Annotated in this window: 13 protein-coding genes; 5 read left to right on the top strand and 8 right to left on the bottom strand. The window is 62.7% G+C overall.

Going from position 1 to position 17,019, the window contains the following annotated elements; translation table 11 throughout:
- Window positions 1-10: 10 nt before the first annotated feature.
- From E6C48_RS02130 to E6C48_RS02115, 4 genes are all read left to right on the top strand, one after another.
- Window positions 11-2,185, top strand: a complete 2,175-nt coding sequence (locus E6C48_RS02130; RefSeq protein WP_136353490.1) for a type I secretion system permease/ATPase — start codon at window positions 11-13, stop codon at window positions 2,183-2,185.
- Window positions 2,185-3,522: an HlyD family type I secretion periplasmic adaptor subunit gene (locus E6C48_RS02125; protein ID WP_136353488.1), complete on the top strand. Its 1,338-nt coding sequence runs from the start codon at window positions 2,185-2,187 to the stop codon at window positions 3,520-3,522. The genes E6C48_RS02130 and E6C48_RS02125 overlap by 1 nt, the downstream gene beginning before the upstream one ends.
- Before the next feature lie 304 nt (window positions 3,523-3,826).
- Window positions 3,827-5,041 carry a tyrosine-type recombinase/integrase gene (locus tag E6C48_RS02120; protein WP_136353486.1) on the top strand — a complete coding sequence of 405 codons (1,215 nt, stop codon included), beginning with the start codon at window positions 3,827-3,829 and terminating at the stop codon, window positions 5,039-5,041.
- Between the two features lie 75 nt (window positions 5,042-5,116).
- Window positions 5,117-5,617, top strand: coding sequence for a hypothetical protein (locus tag E6C48_RS02115; protein WP_136353484.1), 501 nt, complete (start codon window positions 5,117-5,119; stop codon window positions 5,615-5,617).
- 5 nt (window positions 5,618-5,622) lie between these two features.
- Here the strand turns inward: E6C48_RS02115 and E6C48_RS02110 are convergent, their stop codons facing one another.
- Genes E6C48_RS02110 through E6C48_RS02095 form a run of 4 tightly spaced genes read right to left on the bottom strand, consistent with a single transcriptional unit; the run spans window position 5,623 to window position 11,131 of the window.
- A complete protein-coding gene (locus tag E6C48_RS02110; RefSeq protein WP_136353482.1) occupies window positions 5,623-8,625 on the bottom strand; it encodes a hypothetical protein in 3,003 nt (1,000 codons plus the stop codon).
- Window positions 8,625-10,184, bottom strand: a complete 1,560-nt coding sequence (locus tag E6C48_RS02105; protein ID WP_136353480.1) for a hypothetical protein — start codon at window positions 10,182-10,184, stop codon at window positions 8,625-8,627. The genes E6C48_RS02110 and E6C48_RS02105 overlap by 1 nt, the downstream gene beginning before the upstream one ends.
- 9 nt (window positions 10,185-10,193) lie before the next feature.
- Window positions 10,194-10,649, bottom strand: a complete 456-nt coding sequence (locus E6C48_RS02100; RefSeq protein ID WP_136353478.1) for a hypothetical protein — start codon at window positions 10,647-10,649, stop codon at window positions 10,194-10,196.
- The gene (locus tag E6C48_RS02095) at window positions 10,646-11,131 is read right to left on the bottom strand and encodes a hypothetical protein (protein WP_136353476.1); all 486 of its coding nucleotides are present in this window, start codon (window positions 11,129-11,131) and stop codon (window positions 10,646-10,648) included. The genes E6C48_RS02100 and E6C48_RS02095 overlap by 4 nt, the downstream gene beginning before the upstream one ends.
- 568 nt (window positions 11,132-11,699) lie before the next feature.
- Between E6C48_RS02095 and E6C48_RS02090 the strand changes: the two genes are divergently transcribed.
- Entirely contained in the window at window positions 11,700-12,320 is a 621-nt protein-coding gene (locus tag E6C48_RS02090) for a recombinase family protein (RefSeq protein ID WP_136353474.1), read from the top strand.
- Between the two features lie 81 nt (window positions 12,321-12,401).
- Here E6C48_RS02090 and E6C48_RS02085 read toward each other — a convergent pair whose 3' ends face one another.
- From E6C48_RS02085 to E6C48_RS02070, 4 genes are all read right to left on the bottom strand, one after another.
- Window positions 12,402-12,743 (bottom strand): hypothetical protein, encoded by a 342-nt coding sequence (locus tag E6C48_RS02085; protein WP_136353472.1) that lies wholly within the window; start codon window positions 12,741-12,743, stop codon window positions 12,402-12,404.
- 131 nt (window positions 12,744-12,874) lie between these two features.
- A complete protein-coding gene (locus E6C48_RS02080; protein WP_136353470.1) occupies window positions 12,875-13,189 on the bottom strand; it encodes a hypothetical protein in 315 nt (104 codons plus the stop codon).
- Complete coding sequence (locus tag E6C48_RS02075; protein ID WP_330998553.1) at window positions 13,186-13,659, bottom strand: HGGxSTG domain-containing protein; 474 nt, start codon at window positions 13,657-13,659, stop codon at window positions 13,186-13,188. Before E6C48_RS02075 ends, E6C48_RS02080 begins: the two co-directional genes overlap by 4 nt.
- Before the next feature lie 518 nt (window positions 13,660-14,177).
- Window positions 14,178-17,015, bottom strand: a complete 2,838-nt coding sequence (locus E6C48_RS02070; protein ID WP_136353466.1) for a primase-helicase family protein — start codon at window positions 17,013-17,015, stop codon at window positions 14,178-14,180.
- Window positions 17,016-17,019 lie beyond the last annotated feature (4 nt).

Raw genomic sequence — 17,019 nt, 5'->3', positions numbered from 1 at the left:
CGAAACGGCGATGAACGAGCGCGTGAACGGCTTGTCTGAAACTGCGGTGAAATTGGACCGTGCCGATCTCGACGGCATGGACAGGGCGCCGCCCCAGTTGGACAGGCTCGAGCAGGAATTCCAGACGTTCATGCGGGAAGTGGATGAGGCTGCCGCGCAATTGCGCCTGAAGGCGAAGCCGATCTGGTTCGGTCCGGTCAAGGCCGATATCGATGCCGAATCCGCTCTCGCCAAGGGCCGGCAAGGCGAGGGCCCGCCGCAACAGGAGGCCGCTGCAAAGATCATCCAACCCGAACGCCCGGAGCCGCCGCAGGAGAACGGGAAGTTTGCCGCGGGCAGCCTCAAGTCCATGGATGCCGACACCGGGCCGGTCAGGGCGCAACCACCCGGCGCGCCAAAAATGCGCGAGGCCGAAAAGGCGGAAGGCGGCTCGAGCGACGTGTTCCATCGCCGTCTCGGCCCGATCAATCTCGCCGACAATTTGCAGGCGGGAATACGCGCCGTCCGCCGCAACCTGCTTGTGGTGATGGGTTTCACCCTGGCCACCAACGTGCTGGTTCTGGCCATCCCCGTCTATCTCTTCCAGATATCCGATCGCGTGCTGACGAGCCGCTCGACCGACACGCTGGTGATGCTGACGATCCTGATCGCCGGCGCCGTCATCCTCAACGCGGTGCTCGACGCCATCCGCCGCTTTATCCTGATGCGCACGGCCGTCGAGGTCGCGGCCCAGCTCGGCGCGCCGATCCTGGGTGCCGCGGCACGCGCTTCGCTGCACAGCAACGGCCGCGAATACCAGACGTTGGGCGACCTGCAGCAGTTGCGCTCGTTCCTGGTGTCGGGAACGCTGCTGTCGTTTCTCGACGCACCGCTGACACCGCTCTTCATGCTGGCCGTATTTCTGGTCCATCCCGACCTCGGCTACATCGCCGTCGTCGCGGCACTGCTTCTGCTGGTGATCGCCTTCATCAACCAGAAGATGACGGCGAGCGCCTTCCACGAGGCCGGCAACTTCCAGAGCCGGGCCAACCTGCATCTCGATTCCATGTCGCGCAATTCGCAGATCATCAACGCGCTGGCGATGATTCCGGAAGCTGTGAAGATCTGGGGGCAGGACACGGCAGGATCATTGAAGGCGCAGGTTCTCGCGCAGGACCGGAACGTCATTTCGGCTTCGGTTTCCAAGGCGGTGCGCATGCTGGCGCAGGTCGCCATGCTGGGCTGGGGCGCCTACCTCTCCCTCGAGGGCCAGTTGACGGGCGGCATGGTCATCGCCGCCTCCATCATCGCCGGCCGCGCGCTCGCCCCCGTCGAAGGCGCCATCGAAGGCTGGCACCAGTTCATCCATACCCGCTCCGCCTACGAACGCATCTCGGTCCTGCTCAAATCGTCCCCGCTGAATTTCGAGCGGCTGAAATTGCCGCGACCGCAAGGGCGGCTCGACGTGGAGCGGCTGCTTTTCGTGCCGCAGGGAACCAAGCGGGTGGTGCTCAACGGCGTGTCCTTCACGCTCGCAGCGGGTGAATCGCTTGCCGTCATCGGCGATTCCGGCGCCGGCAAGACGACGCTCGGAAAAATGCTCGTCGGCTCGCTGCTGCCGACGTCCGGCAACGTCCGGCTCGACCTGATGGACCTGCGCAACTGGGACCAAAGGCAGTTCGGCGAGAACATCGGCTACCTGCCGCAGGATGTGCAGCTCTTTCCCGGCACCATCAAGGCCAATATCGGCCGCATGCGCGACGACGCCAGCGATGAGGACATCTACAAGGCCGCCAGGCTGGCCGATGTCCACGAACTGATCTCGACCTTCGCGCAGGGCTATGAAACGATGGTGGCGGCCGACGGCTCGCCGCTCTCCGGTGGCCAGAAGCAGCGCATCGCCCTGGCGCGCGCCTTCTTCGGCAATCCGCGCCTGGTGGTCCTGGACGAACCGAACTCCAATCTCGACGGCTCCGGCGACGCCGCACTCCTCAGGGCGCTTTCGCACGCCAAGCGGGAGAAGATCACCGTCATCACCATCACCCAGCGCCCGTCGCTGCTCAACTGCGTGGACAAGATCCTGCTCCTTTCGAACGGCACCGTGGCGATGTTCGGGGTTCGCGAAGAGGTCCTCAAGGCGCTCGCTCCGCTGAACGCCACCAACGGGCGCCCAGCGGTCGCCAGCCAGACCCCGCAGGTGGCATGATGACCACGAGTGTCGCACACGTTCACGATATCGAATGGTACGGCCAGGTTCCGCGCTCGATCCACAAGCATGCGCTGGTCGGACTGGTGCTGGTCCTGCTGGCGTTCGGTGGGTTCGGCACATGGGCGTCGACGGCGCCGCTCGCGGCCGCCGTCATTTCCGCCGGCAGCTTCGTCGCGACCGGCGAGAACAAGGTGGTCCAGCACCTGGAAGGCGGGATCATCCAGGAAATCCTGGTCAGCGAGGGCGACCACGTCACCGCCGGCCAGCCCTTGATCCGGCTCGACGGAATCGCAGCACAAGTGAAGCAGCGGCAGCTTTTCCTGCGTCAGGCGCGGCTGGAGGCGAATGTCGCGCGGCTCGAATCGCAGGTCGCCAACAAGCCCGACATCGCCTTTCCCCATATCATCGCCGACAACAAGAACGACGACGACATCGCCTCGATCATCGATGGCCAGGTCGCCAGCTTCCGATCCGCGCAAAGCCGCATGGAAAGCGAGATCGGCCTGCTCAAGCAGAACATCGAATCGTTGAAATTCCGCGCCGAAGGCTTCCAGAAGCAGAGCGCGTCGATGGCCGAACAGCTTGTCTTCCTGAAAGAGGAATATTCGGGCAAGCTGAAGCTCCTCCAGCAAGGCCTCATTCGCAAGCCGGAGATCAACGCCATCCAGCGCGCGATGGCCGACGCCGAAGGCCAGATCGGACGACTGGATGCCGAGGTCTCCGAGACGGACGCCCAGATCGAGAAATACCGCCAGCAGATCAACCAGACCGTCACCGAACTGAACCAGAAGGCGCTCGACGAGTTGCAGAGCAGCCAGGGTGATCTCGACGCCGTGCGCGAGGAAGCCCGCCAGGCGAAGAACGTCATGCGGCGCTCGACGATAAACGCGCCCGTCTCCGGCACCGTCGTGCGGATGTACTACCACACCTCCGGCGGCGTCATCGAAAGCGGCAAGAAGATCCTCGAGATCCTGCCCGCCAACGTCCCGCTCATCATCGAGACACAGGTCCAGCGCAAGGATATCGATGCCGTGAAACCCGGCCAGAAAGCGACGATCCGGCTGGTCGCGCTCAACCGGCGCACCACGCCGGTGCTCTACGGCGACGTCTACTATGTCTCCGCCGACGCCCTGTCGGACGCCGCCATCCCCGGCACGGAAGTCTACCTCGCCCGTGTCCGGCTGCCCGCGAGCGAGCTTGCCCGGATCCCCGGTTTCACCGCGACGCCCGGCATGCCGGTCGAGGTGATGATAGAGACGGCAGAGCGCACCTTCCTCGACTATCTGACCAAGCCGATCCGCGAGAGCATGTCGCGGGCATTCACGGAACGCTAGAGCATTTCCAGCAAAAGCATGAATGATTGCGCGCTCGGAAATCCAACCAGATCAAAGAGATAGAACGGCTCTAACGATTCCGTTCAAACAAGAACCGCTCTGGAGGAATCGATCGCCGGTTCGGCGAAGGGCAATTCGGCATTGTTTGGCGGAGGGAGTGTCCGCCATACTGCCGTGCCAGACTATCCCATAGCGCTTCATATAGTCGTTTAATTGCAGTGTTTTAGCGGATCACCCGTATCGACATGTGTCATCCTGTTTCATAGAATAGCAGTCACCAGTTAGGGTGATTGTTGGGGTGAATATGGCTCTCGCATTGAACAAGTTGAGCGCGCGAGGCGTGACCGCGATCACAAAGCCCGGTCGGCACGGTGACGGCGGCGGTCTTTATCTCGTGGTGGACAAGAGCGGCGCAAAGCGCTGGGTCTTCCTGTACCGGCGCAATGGCTCGCTTCGCGAGATGGGCCTGGGCGGCCTGAAGTCCGTCACGCTTGCCCGTGCGCGTGAGCTTGCCGGCGAGGCAAGGGTGAGCCTTCAGGCAGGCGTCGATCCGATCGCCGCCAAAAACAACGCGCCCGTTTCCGTTCCAAAATTCGGCGATGCTGCCGACGATTTTATCGAGGCAATGAAACCGCAGTTCAGGAACGCAAAGCACATTGCGCAATGGGAAATGACCCTGCGCGAATATGCAGCCCCGTTGCGGCCGAAGCGTGTCGACCAGATCACGACGGCGGACGTGCTGGAAGTGCTGAAACCGTATTGGCTCACAAAGCCCGAAACTGCCTCGCGTCTGCGCGGACGCATCGAACGGGTTTTGGACGCTGCCAAGGCACAAGGACATCGTTCGGGCGAGAACCCCGCCCTATGGCGCGGGCATCTGGACAAGCTATTGCCGAAACGCCGGAAGCTCTCACGCGGCCATCATGCCGCCATGCCTTATGAAGACGTTCCCGCGTTCATTGCCGCTCTCCGGCAGCGTGAGGCGATGGCGGCAAGGGCGCTGGAGTTCACGATCCTGACGGCAGCGCGTTCCGGGGAGACATTTGGCGCGATCTGGAAGGAATTCGATCTGGAGGCTGCGCTTTGGGTCGTTCCCGCGGAAAGGATGAAAGCCGGCCGGGAGCACCGCGTTCCACTGACGCCCCGTGCCGTCGAGATCCTGACGGAGCTTGCCGAACTCGGTGCAGGCCCTGACGCTTACGTCTTTCCAGGCCAGAAGGAAGGGCGGCCCTTGTCTGTCATGGCGATGGAAATGATCCTGCGGCGGATGAAAGTCGACGCCACCGTTCACGGCTTCCGATCGTCCTTCCGCGATTGGGCGGGGGAAGAGACTGTCTTTTCTCGTGAGGTTGCGGAGGCAGCGCTGGCGCATGTCGTGGGGGATGAGACAGAGCGGGCCTATCGGCGCGGCGACGCGCTGGAGAAGCGGCGGAAGCTCATGGCCGCTTGGGCCAGCTACTGCGAGCCGAAGAAGCCCGGCAACGTGCTGGAGATGAAGCAGGCAAGGCGGGCGTCCTGACGGAGTGGGTGATCGCAGGCAAATATGCTTGCCCGATTAGCCGACTTCCGCCACTCTACAGACTGGGGGGCTTTGATGCACAGAGAGCGTTTTGCCGCTATCGTCCGGCGCGGAACAGAGCTTGCCGTGCTGACGGTATCTTTGTCGCTGACGGCGGGGGTTCCCGAAATCAGGGCACAACAATTGAACTTCAGCCCCCTCTGCGGAATTTTTACCATACCGGCAGAACTTTCGCCCTTTCTGAAAAGGCCTATCCAGAACTTTCACGCGATAGGCGCCGGTTCGAAAGCCCTCGCTGATTTCGACGACGACGAAACAGAGCAGATCAAAGCGCTCTACAAGCTTTTCTCCATATGCTGGTGGTATCGCGTCCCAAACCCGTCTCGCGAGTGCGCTGACGCAGAACATGATGCCGCTGGAAAAGCTCAACAAGCAGCCTGGATGGCGCAAAGCGTGGCGGCGTGCGTCCAGCGGGGGGATTTGAGGGACGACTGCGATGCCGAAACGCAAGAACTAGAGAGTGCCCAACGTGACTATTCGTCAGCGACCCGCCGTTTTCGCCAGGAATGTCACTAACGGAATTACTGCGCGATTTCGCGCTCGAAGAATTCCTGCCACGATCCCGAACCCTGCGGCGGTCGCGTGATCCGCTCGCCGGCGTCGTTGATCTGCGAAACGCCTTCGTTCAGCCATTCGAGCGCGGCTTGAACGTCTGCGTTCTCCGAAATCGCGCCGTTCGCCAGCCCGAGCGCCTGCGGCGAAAGCGCGGTCAGTCTCGCCTGCCCCCGCGCCGTCATCTGATGGCGCCGCGTGTTTGTCGCCCATCGGCGGAAGCCCGGACGGGTGATGATTTCCGCCAGGCCTCGCGCAACGATCGCACCGCGAACCGCGCTGCCGGGCGATGACAGAATGTTGGTGATCGCAGCGCCAGCGGCAAGGCCACCGATTGCCGAAGTCGTTGCATCGCGTTCCTGACGGCGCGCGGTGATAAGGGCAAGATCGCGCAACGCCTGCCGGTTCTCGGGCGAAACGAGCGCGTTGATCCGATCGGCTTGCTGGCGGCTCTCGCTGTCACGCCCCGCGCCGAGAACTTCGGCGATGCCCTGGCTGTCGGCTGGATTGGCTTCACCGGTCACAAGCCGCCGGACAGCGGACATATCGCCACCGCCCCGCCAGATCGCGTTCTCGATGATGTCGGCAACGACGCCTTTCTCAACCCGCGCCTTCATCGGCGCCGGCAGCTTGGACATGACCTGCTGCGCTTCCTGCGGCAAGGCCCGGTGATATAGCCATGGGATAAGCTCTTCGGGCTGCAACTTCGCCGCTGCCCCGTCTTCGCCCCGCAGAAACGGCGCGATGGCGCTGTTGCGGTATTCGCGGGCGATCTGGTCATCGGCCACGGCGGCGGCGCGAAGCTGGTTCATGATGTTGGGCGTGCCGTTCTGCGACAATGCCGATGCATCGAGGTATTTCGAGCGATTGGATATGTCGACGGCAAGGTTTCGAAGTTGCTGTGCATCGGCCACTCCGAATAGCCCGCTGATTGCTTCATCATCGAGACGGTTCAGCTTGCTTACCAGGCCGTCGACATTGACGACCTTGCGGCCGTTGCGGGTCTGATCGCGCCCGGCGTCGAGGATCTGCTCGATGGCGTTGCGCCGCGTGGCCGCCCATTCCGGGCTGTTCGCGCCCATCAGGTCGCGCGTTTCTCGCACCACGCCGGGTTGGCCCCGGCCGGAAAGCAGACGATCGACGAGCTTATTATCCTCGATGTAGCCCGGCTGGATCGGCTCGCGGTAGGTCTCGGCGATGCCCTTGCGGCTGAAGCGATGGACATTCTGCGCATAGAAGCGGTTCGCGTCGGAAAGCGCCCGGCGAAGCTCCGGCGTGCCGGCACGCGCCACACTGTCGTCGATCGAGCGCGAGATCGCGGACTGAAGCTGCGACAGATAGCGCTCGGGAACGCCGGGCATCAGCGACTTGTCGTCTATAGCATCCTGGACAAGCCCTCTCATCTGCCGAGCCTGATCGAGACTGATGTTCGGCGCGATGTCGTCAACGCCAAGCAGGAAACGGGAAAGACCCTGCGGCGTGAAACGGTCGCTCGGCGCGCCGTCCGCAGTCGGCGGCAACGCCTCGCGGATACGGGCGACCTGTTCGCGAACCGGGCCGACATCGACAATTGCATCCCGGCCGCCTGGGGCCGCTCGGGCGATGTCATACAGGCGTTTCGCTTCGTCCTTAAACTCCTGCCGCGCACGCTCCAATCCGGCGCGGGTCTGGCGGCCGGCGCCTTCCGCCGACATTTGCGGTCCCTGCCGAGCCGTCAAATCGGTCTGGTTTCGGCCGATCATGTCGTCGGCGCGTTCCAACGCCTGCTCGCGGTCGATCGTCAGGTTCTTGCGCTGCGCCGAAAGCTCGCCGACAGTCTCGCGGCTGACCTGGTTCGGGTCGACGTCGCCCGCGATGTTCTGTTGAAACCGGGCAACCGCCTGATCGCCGCGCTCGCGGTATTGGCGCATCTTCTCGGCAGATCCCGGAAGCTTTTCAAGCAGCCCTTCAGCGCGAGACGTAAAGCCGCCGGCCCCGCCTTCGGACGCGAGCGGAGAGATGTCGTAACCCTGCCCATGCAGCCGCTCGGCGGCCTGCCGATACTCGGTTGCCACCGGATCGGACGCGCTCTTGGCAAACGGCGCTCGCGCCTTGTTGATCACGGCATTCCCAAAGCGGCCGGCCCCGCCGGTGATCGCCCCGATCAAGGCATCGGTTCCAGCTTCGCCCGCAGCGCGCGGAAGAACGTCGCTCATGACGCTCGGCTCGGCCTCCCGGTTCTCGGGGAACAAGCGCCCGACTGTTTCACCGACAAGCTGCGCGCCGCCGGCGGACAGCGCCGCCGATGCGGGAATACCCGCAGCGGGGCCAAACGCATACGCGGGAACGGAAGCGCTCCCGCCCATAATCGCCCCGATCAGGTCGGGCACGCCGCCCGCAATGCCAGCGACGTCGCCCATATCGACGCCGGGCGGATTGAAGAGGTTTTCCGATCCGTCCGAGTTGCGCACGACACGACGATCGGTCGGATTGCCGAAGCGGTCGGCAAGTACGTACCAACCTTCGTTCTCGGGGCCGTACGTGTTCGTCAGGTACTGGTCGCGGGCCTTGTCGGTGTTCAGGAACGACGAATAGAGACGCTGGCCGATCGGCGCGCCGCCTGCCTGAATGCCGGATGTATCGCCCAATTCGGCCTGTTCTCTAGAGCCGGACAGTCCGTGCAGAATGCTGCCCATGAACTTCGAGCCGCCGAATGGGGCTTCGCTCGTCGGCAGTCCGATCGCTCCCATCAGATCGGACATGGCATCGACCGGAGCGCCAAGCACGCCGGCCGACACGTCGAGGGCGCGCTGCCCGAATGTCGATGGCGCGGCCGGCGTGATGTCGGGGCCGCCCGGAATGCCCGTGCTATCGCGGCGATCTTCCGGCGGCTGCGAGGCTGACAATGCAGTGCCCGCATCAGGGAACGCGGCCCACGGATCGTCAGCCGGCTTCGCGGCCGGAGCGTCGGGGAAAGCTGCCCACGGGTCCATTATGGCCTCACTTTCAGTCGTCCGTCCGGTGTGCGGAACTGCGTGCCGGACGGCAGCGCGTTCGCCTCTTCCGGCGTCCGTACGGTCGGAATATCGCCCGCCGGGGCGCCTATGCCGGTTTCCGGATTGGCGACGCCGGGGATCAGGCTGTCGCCGGCCTGGGGCGCATGGCGTAGGACATTCTTCGCATAGACTTCAGCGACCTGCGGGGAGATTGTCCCTTCGTCGACCAGACGGCCAAGCATCGCGCCGTCGAGCGGCGGCAGCGTGCCGCCGGAACGCACTGTGCTGGCATAGGCTTTGCGATAGGCCGACAGCGCAACGAGCGACGCCAGCTTGGCCCGTGCTCCCGGCAGGCTCTCGCCGAGCCCGCCGCTGATCATGACATCGTTGGCGGCGCGGCGATCGCCGTCTGACAGACGCTCGTCGCCAACCAGCGACTTCGCAAGGCCCAAGGTGGTCGCCTTCAACTGCGCCCGCGTGGCAGAGACGTCAGGACGTGCCAGCGACGGGAATGCCTGCGCGCCGTAGTCGGTCAAGAGTTCGTTGATGTTACCCGCAGCGCCGAGATCGTCGGGCCGCAGCGTGTCGAACAGGGATGTAAGCTCATTGACCGCGCGCCCGGCTTCCGTTTCCTGGCGCTGAAGATCAGTCACACGCGGCGTCGTCAGTCCTGCGGCGTTCCCAGTCGAAAGCTTGATGCCGCCCTGGCCATCGGTCTCGAATGACATGCCGCCGCCCGTGCTCTCCTTGCGAACGACATTCGGCACCGGCTGATGAGTGTCGACGTCGAAGATGCGGCCATCCGATCCGACGTAGCCAACAAAGCGCTTCTCTTCGCCATTCGGCCCAACGGCGAGATAGTTGTCGACGCGCTCGGCGCTGGCCGCTTCATAAGGCTGCGCACCTTGCCGCACGGCGGCGCCGGGCGACATGAATGCAGGCTGGTGAGTGTTCGGATCGATCGCCTTCACCGGCGTCTTGTCGCCCGCTATGGCGTCCAGCAGATCTTGATCGGTCAACTGACCGCTGTCGATAAGGCGCTGGTTCTGGCCCGCCTTCCATTCGGTTTCCGAAAGCGGCTTCGGCGCACCGGCGACGGCGGGAGCGGCCGGCAGTTGAAGCGCGTCCATGAACTCGGGCGTGACCTCCGGGCGAACCTGGCCGGGGTCCAGCGGCTTGAATAGATCGGTGATCGCGGAACGCTGATTGTCGAGCCGGTTCGTGGCAAGAGCGCGCGCATTGTCGGCGGCGTTGTTCGCTCGCAACGTTGCCGCCTGCGTGTCGAAACCGTAGCGCTTCGTGGCGTCGTCCTTGTCGACCGCGTAATAGCCTTGGCTCGGCGTCCAGAGGCCCGCCCCGGTGCCCATACGGTCGAAGCGCTGCTGGTCGAAGTTCGGGTCCGTCGCGTAGTCGAAGACCTGACCGCGCCGGTTCGTGTCCGCCTGTTTGGCGCTTGCGGTGGCCCAGCCGGCGGCCTCTGCACCGGAGGGCGGCGCGAACCATTTTGTGAGATTGGCGGCGGCCTGCGCAAACGCCGGATTGTTGTAGAAGGTCATGTCGCTACCTCAATGAACGGTCGCCGGGTCGGTCGAATAGGGCGCGGCGATGACGGGGTTTCGGGACAGTGCATCCGCCAAATCGGCCTGACCGCCGGCGGCGATCATGTCGCGCAGAAAGAGCGCGCGGATTTCGGCCTCCAGGATGGCCGCGAAAGCCATTAGGCCACGGAGGCGCTCGGCATCCACATTTCCCATTGCGGCTGAAGCACAGCCGAGGGCCACAAAAACATATTCCGGCGCCAGCCGGCCCGCCGCGACTTCGGCAATACGCGGGGCCGCTGCGAACAGAAGCCGGGAAACCTCGCCCGCAAGCTGCGGATCAAGGGGCTGGCCCGACGCCAGCGAATTGAACAGCGAGCGCAGCCCCAACGCCCCGTCCAACAGCGGCTTTTCGCCTTCTGCGGCGGCGCGCAGATAATCGGCGGCCTGCGCGAGATGCTGATCGTGGGCTACGGCGGTCATCCGAACAACTCGCCTTCTGTAGCCTTCGCTGGCGCCAGTATCTTCTCGACGGTGGCGCGCTCGCGCGCCAGACGTCTTTCCTCGATCATTTCCTCGCGCCCGAGAATGCGCGCGCGATAAATCAAAATTCGAACCCGCGAAACGTCGTCGAGGTGTTTGTCGGTGTCCAATGTGCCGGCGTGCAGGTCTTCTACGACCGATGCGGCGGCGAGCATTCCGCTCTGAAGATGTTCGGCGGTGATGCGGCCGCTCATGCGCATGATGGCGGCGCCCAGGCCGTAGAACAAGGCCGCCAGCAGTCGCCGGCGATCATCTTCATGGAGCGGTTCCCATTCGGGGTCGGTGACGACCTGATGCCGGGCCAGCCCCAACAGATACCCCAGCCCGGTCTCCAGGGCAAAAGACAGGCACTCTTCTTCGCCCTCTCCGAGACGACGGAGTTCCGAGATTGCCATCTCTACGTTGATGCCGTGATCGTCCACTATATCCGCTCCGACTTTCCCTTTGTCGAAGTTTGGTGCGCGTTGGCCGACTGATCTACTCCTCCGATTGCGGAGGAATAGTGCGAAGAGTTCGGACGGATCGGTGCGAGGCATGGCGCTGCTGGATCACGAACCGGGGTCGCGGAACAGGTGTCGGCGATGATGCGGTTCGGTTGACGTTGCCCCGTGGGGCGGCTTGTGCGACGCGCTCGCCTCGTCGCGGTTTGACCAGCCCGAAAATTATACCCGAGAACGGCCGTTGAAGCCAGCGCGAAAAGTCCGGCGACGGGTGGTATGGAAAGACCAAAAGTTCCAGTGAGCGGCATTTTTCTTCGGCCGTCGACCCACCCCGGCGAGACTGCGTTTTGACTACCCGCCAGGGGTCGGGGCGGGGCGGCGATGTGGCGAGCGAGCGGGCGAAGCCGCACAACGGCTGGTCTGGATAGCGTACACCTTTCGCGCACCACCAAAGCGGCGCGGCAATCGCGGTCTGTTATACCATGTTGACCATATTAAACAGACTGATATCATGCAGACCACCTTTAACAGACCGAAAGGAGTTTCTGTCATGTTCGTTCGTGCTTATCTTCGCGCTTCCACCAAGGAACAGGACGCCAGCCGGGCGCGTGCTGACCTGGAAGCTTTTGCCCACGATCGCGGCCTGGTTATCGCGGCCACCTATCTGGAAAACGAAAGCGGCGCTTCGCTGAACCGCACGGAATTGTTCAAACTGCTGGCGGATTGCAAGCCGGGCGACGTTCTGCTGGTCGAGCAGGTCGACCGACTAAGCCGCCTTAACGGCGCTGATTGGGAACGGTTAAAGCGTGAAATAGCCGCCCGCGACGTTCGCGTCGTCGCGCTCGACCTGCCCACGTCCTATGCTTTGTTGAATGCCGGCGGCGACGAGTTCACGGCCCGCATGGCGCAAGCGCTCAACAGCATGATGCTGGACATGCTCGCGGCGTTCGCGAGGAAGGATTACACCGATCGCCGCCGGCGCCAGGCGCAAGGCATCGCCAAGGCGAAAGCGGACGGGAGATATCGGGGCCGCCCGGAAGACAGCAAACGGATCGAGCAAATCGGCCGGCTGCTGGCGGAAGGGAAATCGTGGAATGTGGTTATGCGCCTCACTGGCGCCAGCCGGGCGACGGTCGCCAAGGCGGCAAGGCGGCTCAAGGAAGCGGCGTAAGCCGGCCGCCGGGGCAGTTGACCGCAGCAAAGCAAAACCGCCCCGGCGAGGCCTGGGGCGGTTTATCGCGGTGTCGATCGATCAATGCTGCGTCAGCTTCGCGTTGTAGTCCTTGCAAAGCGCCCGCAGCCGTAGCGCCATTTCAAGCGACATAATCCCGTCGATCATGACGCGGTGCGCGTCGCGCGGCGTGGTAGCCATAATCGGATCATCCCAATCGAGAATTTCGAGCTTTCCTCCCGAAGCCTCGACTTCGGTCTGCATCCGCACCGCCAGTTCGGGTGCGACGAGGCCGTCAACCAGATCACGGCCGCGCTTGATAGCGTCGAAGCGGAATTCGGGATAGGGACTGTCGAACCCGAGGATAGTGATAATGGCTTCCGGCTGGTTGAGCGTCCTACCTGTGACAAAATCGATGACCATTTGCATGTACTCCCGTTGGCTTCAATTGCGACAATCCAAACGTAGTACAATTCGCAGTTAAGTCAATGTTTTTCTTTTGTAATTCTTGTCACTACTTCAAGAATACAAAGGTGACAGAAAGTACAGATAAATCAATCGAACGCTGTATCTTCGCTTTGTCCCAAGTCACGCAGCATTTGCTGCCGATCGCGCTCTAGTTGGGCGGTTAGCGCCTTCAGCTCGGCGGCCGTCATTTCGCTCATCTCTTTGGTCTGCTCTCCCGTCTGCGGGGTAAAGGCGCCGTTCGCCCGCATGATCGAGTTAATGGCCGATGCTCGTGCGGCTGCGGGCGCGTCCTCGTCCTCGCAGAGATTAATCGCCGCCCTCACGGATGCCTCAAATCCTCGCGTCTGCAACAGGTGAATGGCGCGCGCCCGCGCGGCGTCGATTTCTGTCTGGCGGCTCATCCGAACACCCCTTCCGCTAGCCCGTTCTCGATTGACCACAACAGCGCCTCACGTTCAATCCGGCGCCGTTCGGCTTCAAGGGCCGCAAGCTCCGGCGATAGCGGGCGAGCGTCGGCGCGTTCCGAGATGGCGCGGAGATCGGCGGCCGCTTTGAGATTGGCGCGGCGGCGCGCCCGTTCGGCGGCCGGGCCAGGCTGATGGCTTTTCACCCATGCGTCGTAGCGTCGGCGTTCCTCTGGCGACATCGCCGCCAACCGCTGCGCGCGCCGGCGCTTGTCACGCTCGATCTGGGCGAACTTGCGCGCAAGCCTCGCTTCCCACTGTGCGGCGTCTTTAGGCGGCAGGCGGTGCTTGCCCCAATTCGCGCCCTTACCTGTACAGCCACCATGATAACGGCATTTGCCGTTCGACATGGCAAGGTTCCGACACGGCTCGCCGTCGCGTTTGCGCTTCGCCCCACATTTCGGCATCGCCGCGCGCCGCGCGTTCCATCTGCGAATGGCCGCGCGGCTGATTTCCCGCCACTGTGCGGACCGTTGCCATGAGTTCGGTTGGCCCTTCCTCACCGCATATTCTCCCCAAGCGCCGTTAAGGTATCGCGGATTGAGCGCGTGGAACCGACCGCCCCGACAAGGAACATTTTTTGTGCTCGCCGGCGCTGGGAGGCGGCCGTCCTAGCAGTCCTAGTGCCATTTTCAACTAGGACGGACATAAACTGTTGAAATAATAGGCTAATTTTCCATCGTCCTAGTAGTCCTAGTGAAACGGGCCAATTTACTATACGGGACTTCCCTACGGAGAGTGGGAAAAGACATTCTGTCTCCCCTACGGAGAATGGGGAAAGACATTCTGTCGCTCTGGAAATCATATCTCTCTACCTTTTTATGCACTAGGACTACTGGGACTACTAGGACTACTAGGACTACCCTTGTAATTACTGGATTTTTTCCGACCGTCTACGTCCTAGCGGTCCCAGCAACGAAGGAAATCAATCGCTCCAAGGGACATCTTGCCCTATCCACTTACTAAAGCTGGCTCGACAGACATCTAAACTTGGTATGGCGTAGACCCACGGACGCGGCCCCGAATTACTCGGCCTGACCCTTTCGAGAAGTGGAATGATTTCGCGCAGCAGTTTGCCGAAGTATTCCTGCGAGATTTCGCGCGCGTAACGGTCGCGTGCCGTCGCGTGCCGGTATGCCTCGTAGAACTGTTTCGTCGCGATCTGTTCCGGCCATTCGCCCGACGTATCGACGGCACCCTCCCGTAAGCAGGCGTGAAGCCATTTCGGCATAGACGGCAACGAATTCAGCTTCTGGTCGAGTAGGGCCGCAGTCTCTGGCGCCAAGCGGATATTGACACCGCCAAGGTCGAACTCCTGAAGGTAGGCAAGCAACGCCCCAGCGCCGCCGTGTGCGAGTTCGTCTGCGATCGCGGCGAAGTAGACATGATCCTGTTTATGCCCGTCGCCGACGTCGAACACCGCCCAGCGTCTCTCATCGTTTCCAGCCGGCACGACGAGAGCCTCGTTGGACGTGATGAGCACACGAGCGCAGTCGCGAACCGGAAAGGCGTCTACGCCCTTGGGCTCGACCATCCGCACGTCGCTAGTGACCAAGTTCTTCAGGGGGCCGTCAATTTTTGGGTCTCCGGCGTAGAATGCTTCCTCGACCTGGATGAGCAGGGCTTGCTTCAGGTGCGCGTTGAAGTTCCCCACCAACTGCTTGGGCTGCGTGATCTGGACGTAGTTCCGGCGATACATCATCGCGCCAACGTACTCGCCGACGATGGTCTTTCCGACACCGCGGCCGCCGCGCAGCACCACCGCCACGCCGGGCTTCTCGCTTGGCTGCTGCACCATCTGTGCCAGCCATCCCACGAGCCAATTGAAATTGTGCTCGTCGCCGCGACAGACGTTTTCCCGCAGATGATCGAGAAACCGATCGCAACTCGATCGCGGGTCGGGCTCGACAGCGAAACCCCGCCATAGGTTGTAACTATCGGGGCGTGCGCCTCCCGGCTCGAACACCACTGCGGAATACTGCCGCCGCTTCGGGGAGTTGAGCCAGATGTCGAAAACGGGAACTTGTTTGTCGTCGATCATCACGCGATCGGGCGCGTGCCAATTGCGGCGATCAGGAACCTGGGCGAACTCCACGTCGGTCTGGCCGTCTCGATCCAGGTCTTCGATCAATATACGGGTTTTCCCGCCAATGACCACGACGGCTTCGCTGGCGTTCAGACGCTCTATGGCGACTTCAACCGGGTCCGGTTCCGGCAGCAAATAGCGCGGGTCTTTGAGATCCTCGACTTCAAGCCAGCCATCTTCGAGCATCTGGCTAACATACGCTGCTCGATCTCGCCCGTTGCAATGCGCATGCCGGCAATGAATGACGAAGCCCCCAGTCGCGCCCTCGCCGGCGTTGGCGACGAACGTCGCGCTGTCCATACCCGGTTCCGAATGCTCGCCCTCGAACGGACAAAGGACATGGTGGCGCGCGTCTGAAACCTTGTTTGCGAATACATCCGGCCGGCGCGCGCGTAGAGCGTCGACAATCAAAAAGCGCCGTCCGAACTCCCGCAGCCACGCCGTGAGGTCGAAAACTTCGCCGGTACTCGCGTCTACGTGCTCGACCTTTTTAGAACGTGTCCGGCGCGACGGGAGTGCGGTCTTTCCTGCTCCAGAAGAGGATCGCGGGGCCACAAGTGAAAAAGCGTCACAGGGCGCACCATGCAGAACACGGGACACGGGAAGCACGTTGGCCGGATGCCGGGGCATATAGAAAAGACGACTGGCGTCGGTGCAGCTTTCGTCAAACGGGATGCCCAAGGCATCGGCAACCGCTTCGTAGGCTTCCGCCCATGCCCTCACCGCTTCGACCGGGGAGGCGTAATCAGCAGCGCGCCAGGGCTTCGCCAGGCGAAGCGCAACGCGGAACTTCGGGCAGGGCGGGTGCCGTATGAAGACGTAGCCGTCAACCTCGCGGTCCACTTTCGCCCCGTCGCAAACGCTAGGGACGTACCCCTTTTGTGCGAGAAGTTCGGCGGCTGATGGCGCAGCGCTCTGTTCCAGATACTTCCGCCAGTGCACATCCTTGACTTTCGTCTCGGTGGTCAGGTGCGAGTGAGTGGACGCGATCGCGGCAGTCCAGCCCTTCCCCTCTATGGCGTTCACCAGCGTGGCAAGGTCGTTGCCCTGATCGTAGTCCAGCACCAGGACGTGGATTTCCTTGGCCTCCAGCTTTAAGCGGCGCGTCCCGTTCAAGATGGCGGGCACAATGCAAGGCCCGGCCTTCTGGCCCACCTGGTGCCTTGTCATCACTCGACAGAATTCCGCCCACGTCATCCGCTCGGCGGGAGGAAACTCCGTATCTTCCTGGCTGCTTCCGAACGTGACGGCTATTTCTACGTCGCCGCCGGCTGGCGCATCGGGCAGGACATCGAAAAACTGCAAATTGGAGACTAGCCAATTGGCGACCGTGCCGACGGCGCCCGCTTTACCCTCGACAACCGCTTTAATCTCCGAATGCCCTGCGCCGATCGCCCACAATATACTAGCCTCGGCGGCATCGTCAGACAGTCCAGAAGCGATCAGTGCCGTCTTTGCCTGACGTATGATTTTCTGCGCGTCCTGAACCGCCGAGGCGTCTAGCGGTTCGTCGGCGTTCTTCGGTCTGGGGAGCGTGATCACCGTTGCCGCGGCGTCAGTCATCTGCAACTGCGCGAGCGCTACCGGCGTGGGCGGCTCCGGCGCTTTGGTGATGGCCTTCGCGGCCTCCCACGCCAATTCTCGCTTTTCAATGGTGGTGCTCTGCTGTATGTTCATTCTA

Origin of the sequence: Ollibium composti, assembly GCF_004801285.1 — a bacterium.
Classification (GTDB): Bacteria; Pseudomonadota; Alphaproteobacteria; order Rhizobiales; family Rhizobiaceae; genus Mesorhizobium; species Mesorhizobium composti.
Note: the sequence above shows the minus strand (reverse complement) of the source record. Positions and strands in the feature narration are given on the sequence as shown.

What these genes read in the sequence shown, in the direction of transcription:
- E6C48_RS02130 (WP_136353490.1), top strand. Translation starts at nt 11, where the DNA reads ATGAACGAGCGCGTGAACGGCTTGTCTGAAACTGCGGTGAAATTGGAC.
- E6C48_RS02125 (WP_136353488.1), top strand. Translation starts at nt 2,185, where the DNA reads ATGACCACGAGTGTCGCACACGTTCACGATATCGAATGGTACGGCCAG.
- E6C48_RS02120 (WP_136353486.1), top strand. Translation starts at nt 3,827, where the DNA reads ATGGCTCTCGCATTGAACAAGTTGAGCGCGCGAGGCGTGACCGCGATC.
- E6C48_RS02115 (WP_136353484.1), top strand. Translation starts at nt 5,117, where the DNA reads ATGCACAGAGAGCGTTTTGCCGCTATCGTCCGGCGCGGAACAGAGCTT.
- E6C48_RS02110 (WP_136353482.1), bottom strand. Translation starts at nt 8,625, where the DNA reads ATGGACCCGTGGGCAGCTTTCCCCGACGCTCCGGCCGCGAAGCCGGCT.
- E6C48_RS02105 (WP_136353480.1), bottom strand. Translation starts at nt 10,184, where the DNA reads ATGACCTTCTACAACAATCCGGCGTTTGCGCAGGCCGCCGCCAATCTC.
- E6C48_RS02100 (WP_136353478.1), bottom strand. Translation starts at nt 10,649, where the DNA reads ATGACCGCCGTAGCCCACGATCAGCATCTCGCGCAGGCCGCCGATTAT.
- E6C48_RS02090 (WP_136353474.1), top strand. Translation starts at nt 11,700, where the DNA reads ATGTTCGTTCGTGCTTATCTTCGCGCTTCCACCAAGGAACAGGACGCC.
- E6C48_RS02085 (WP_136353472.1), bottom strand. Translation starts at nt 12,743, where the DNA reads ATGGTCATCGATTTTGTCACAGGTAGGACGCTCAACCAGCCGGAAGCC.
- E6C48_RS02080 (WP_136353470.1), bottom strand. Translation starts at nt 13,189, where the DNA reads ATGAGCCGCCAGACAGAAATCGACGCCGCGCGGGCGCGCGCCATTCAC.
- E6C48_RS02075 (WP_330998553.1), bottom strand. Translation starts at nt 13,659, where the DNA reads ATGCCGAAATGTGGGGCGAAGCGCAAACGCGACGGCGAGCCGTGTCGG.
- E6C48_RS02070 (WP_136353466.1), bottom strand. Translation starts at nt 17,015, where the DNA reads ATGAACATACAGCAGAGCACCACCATTGAAAAGCGAGAATTGGCGTGG.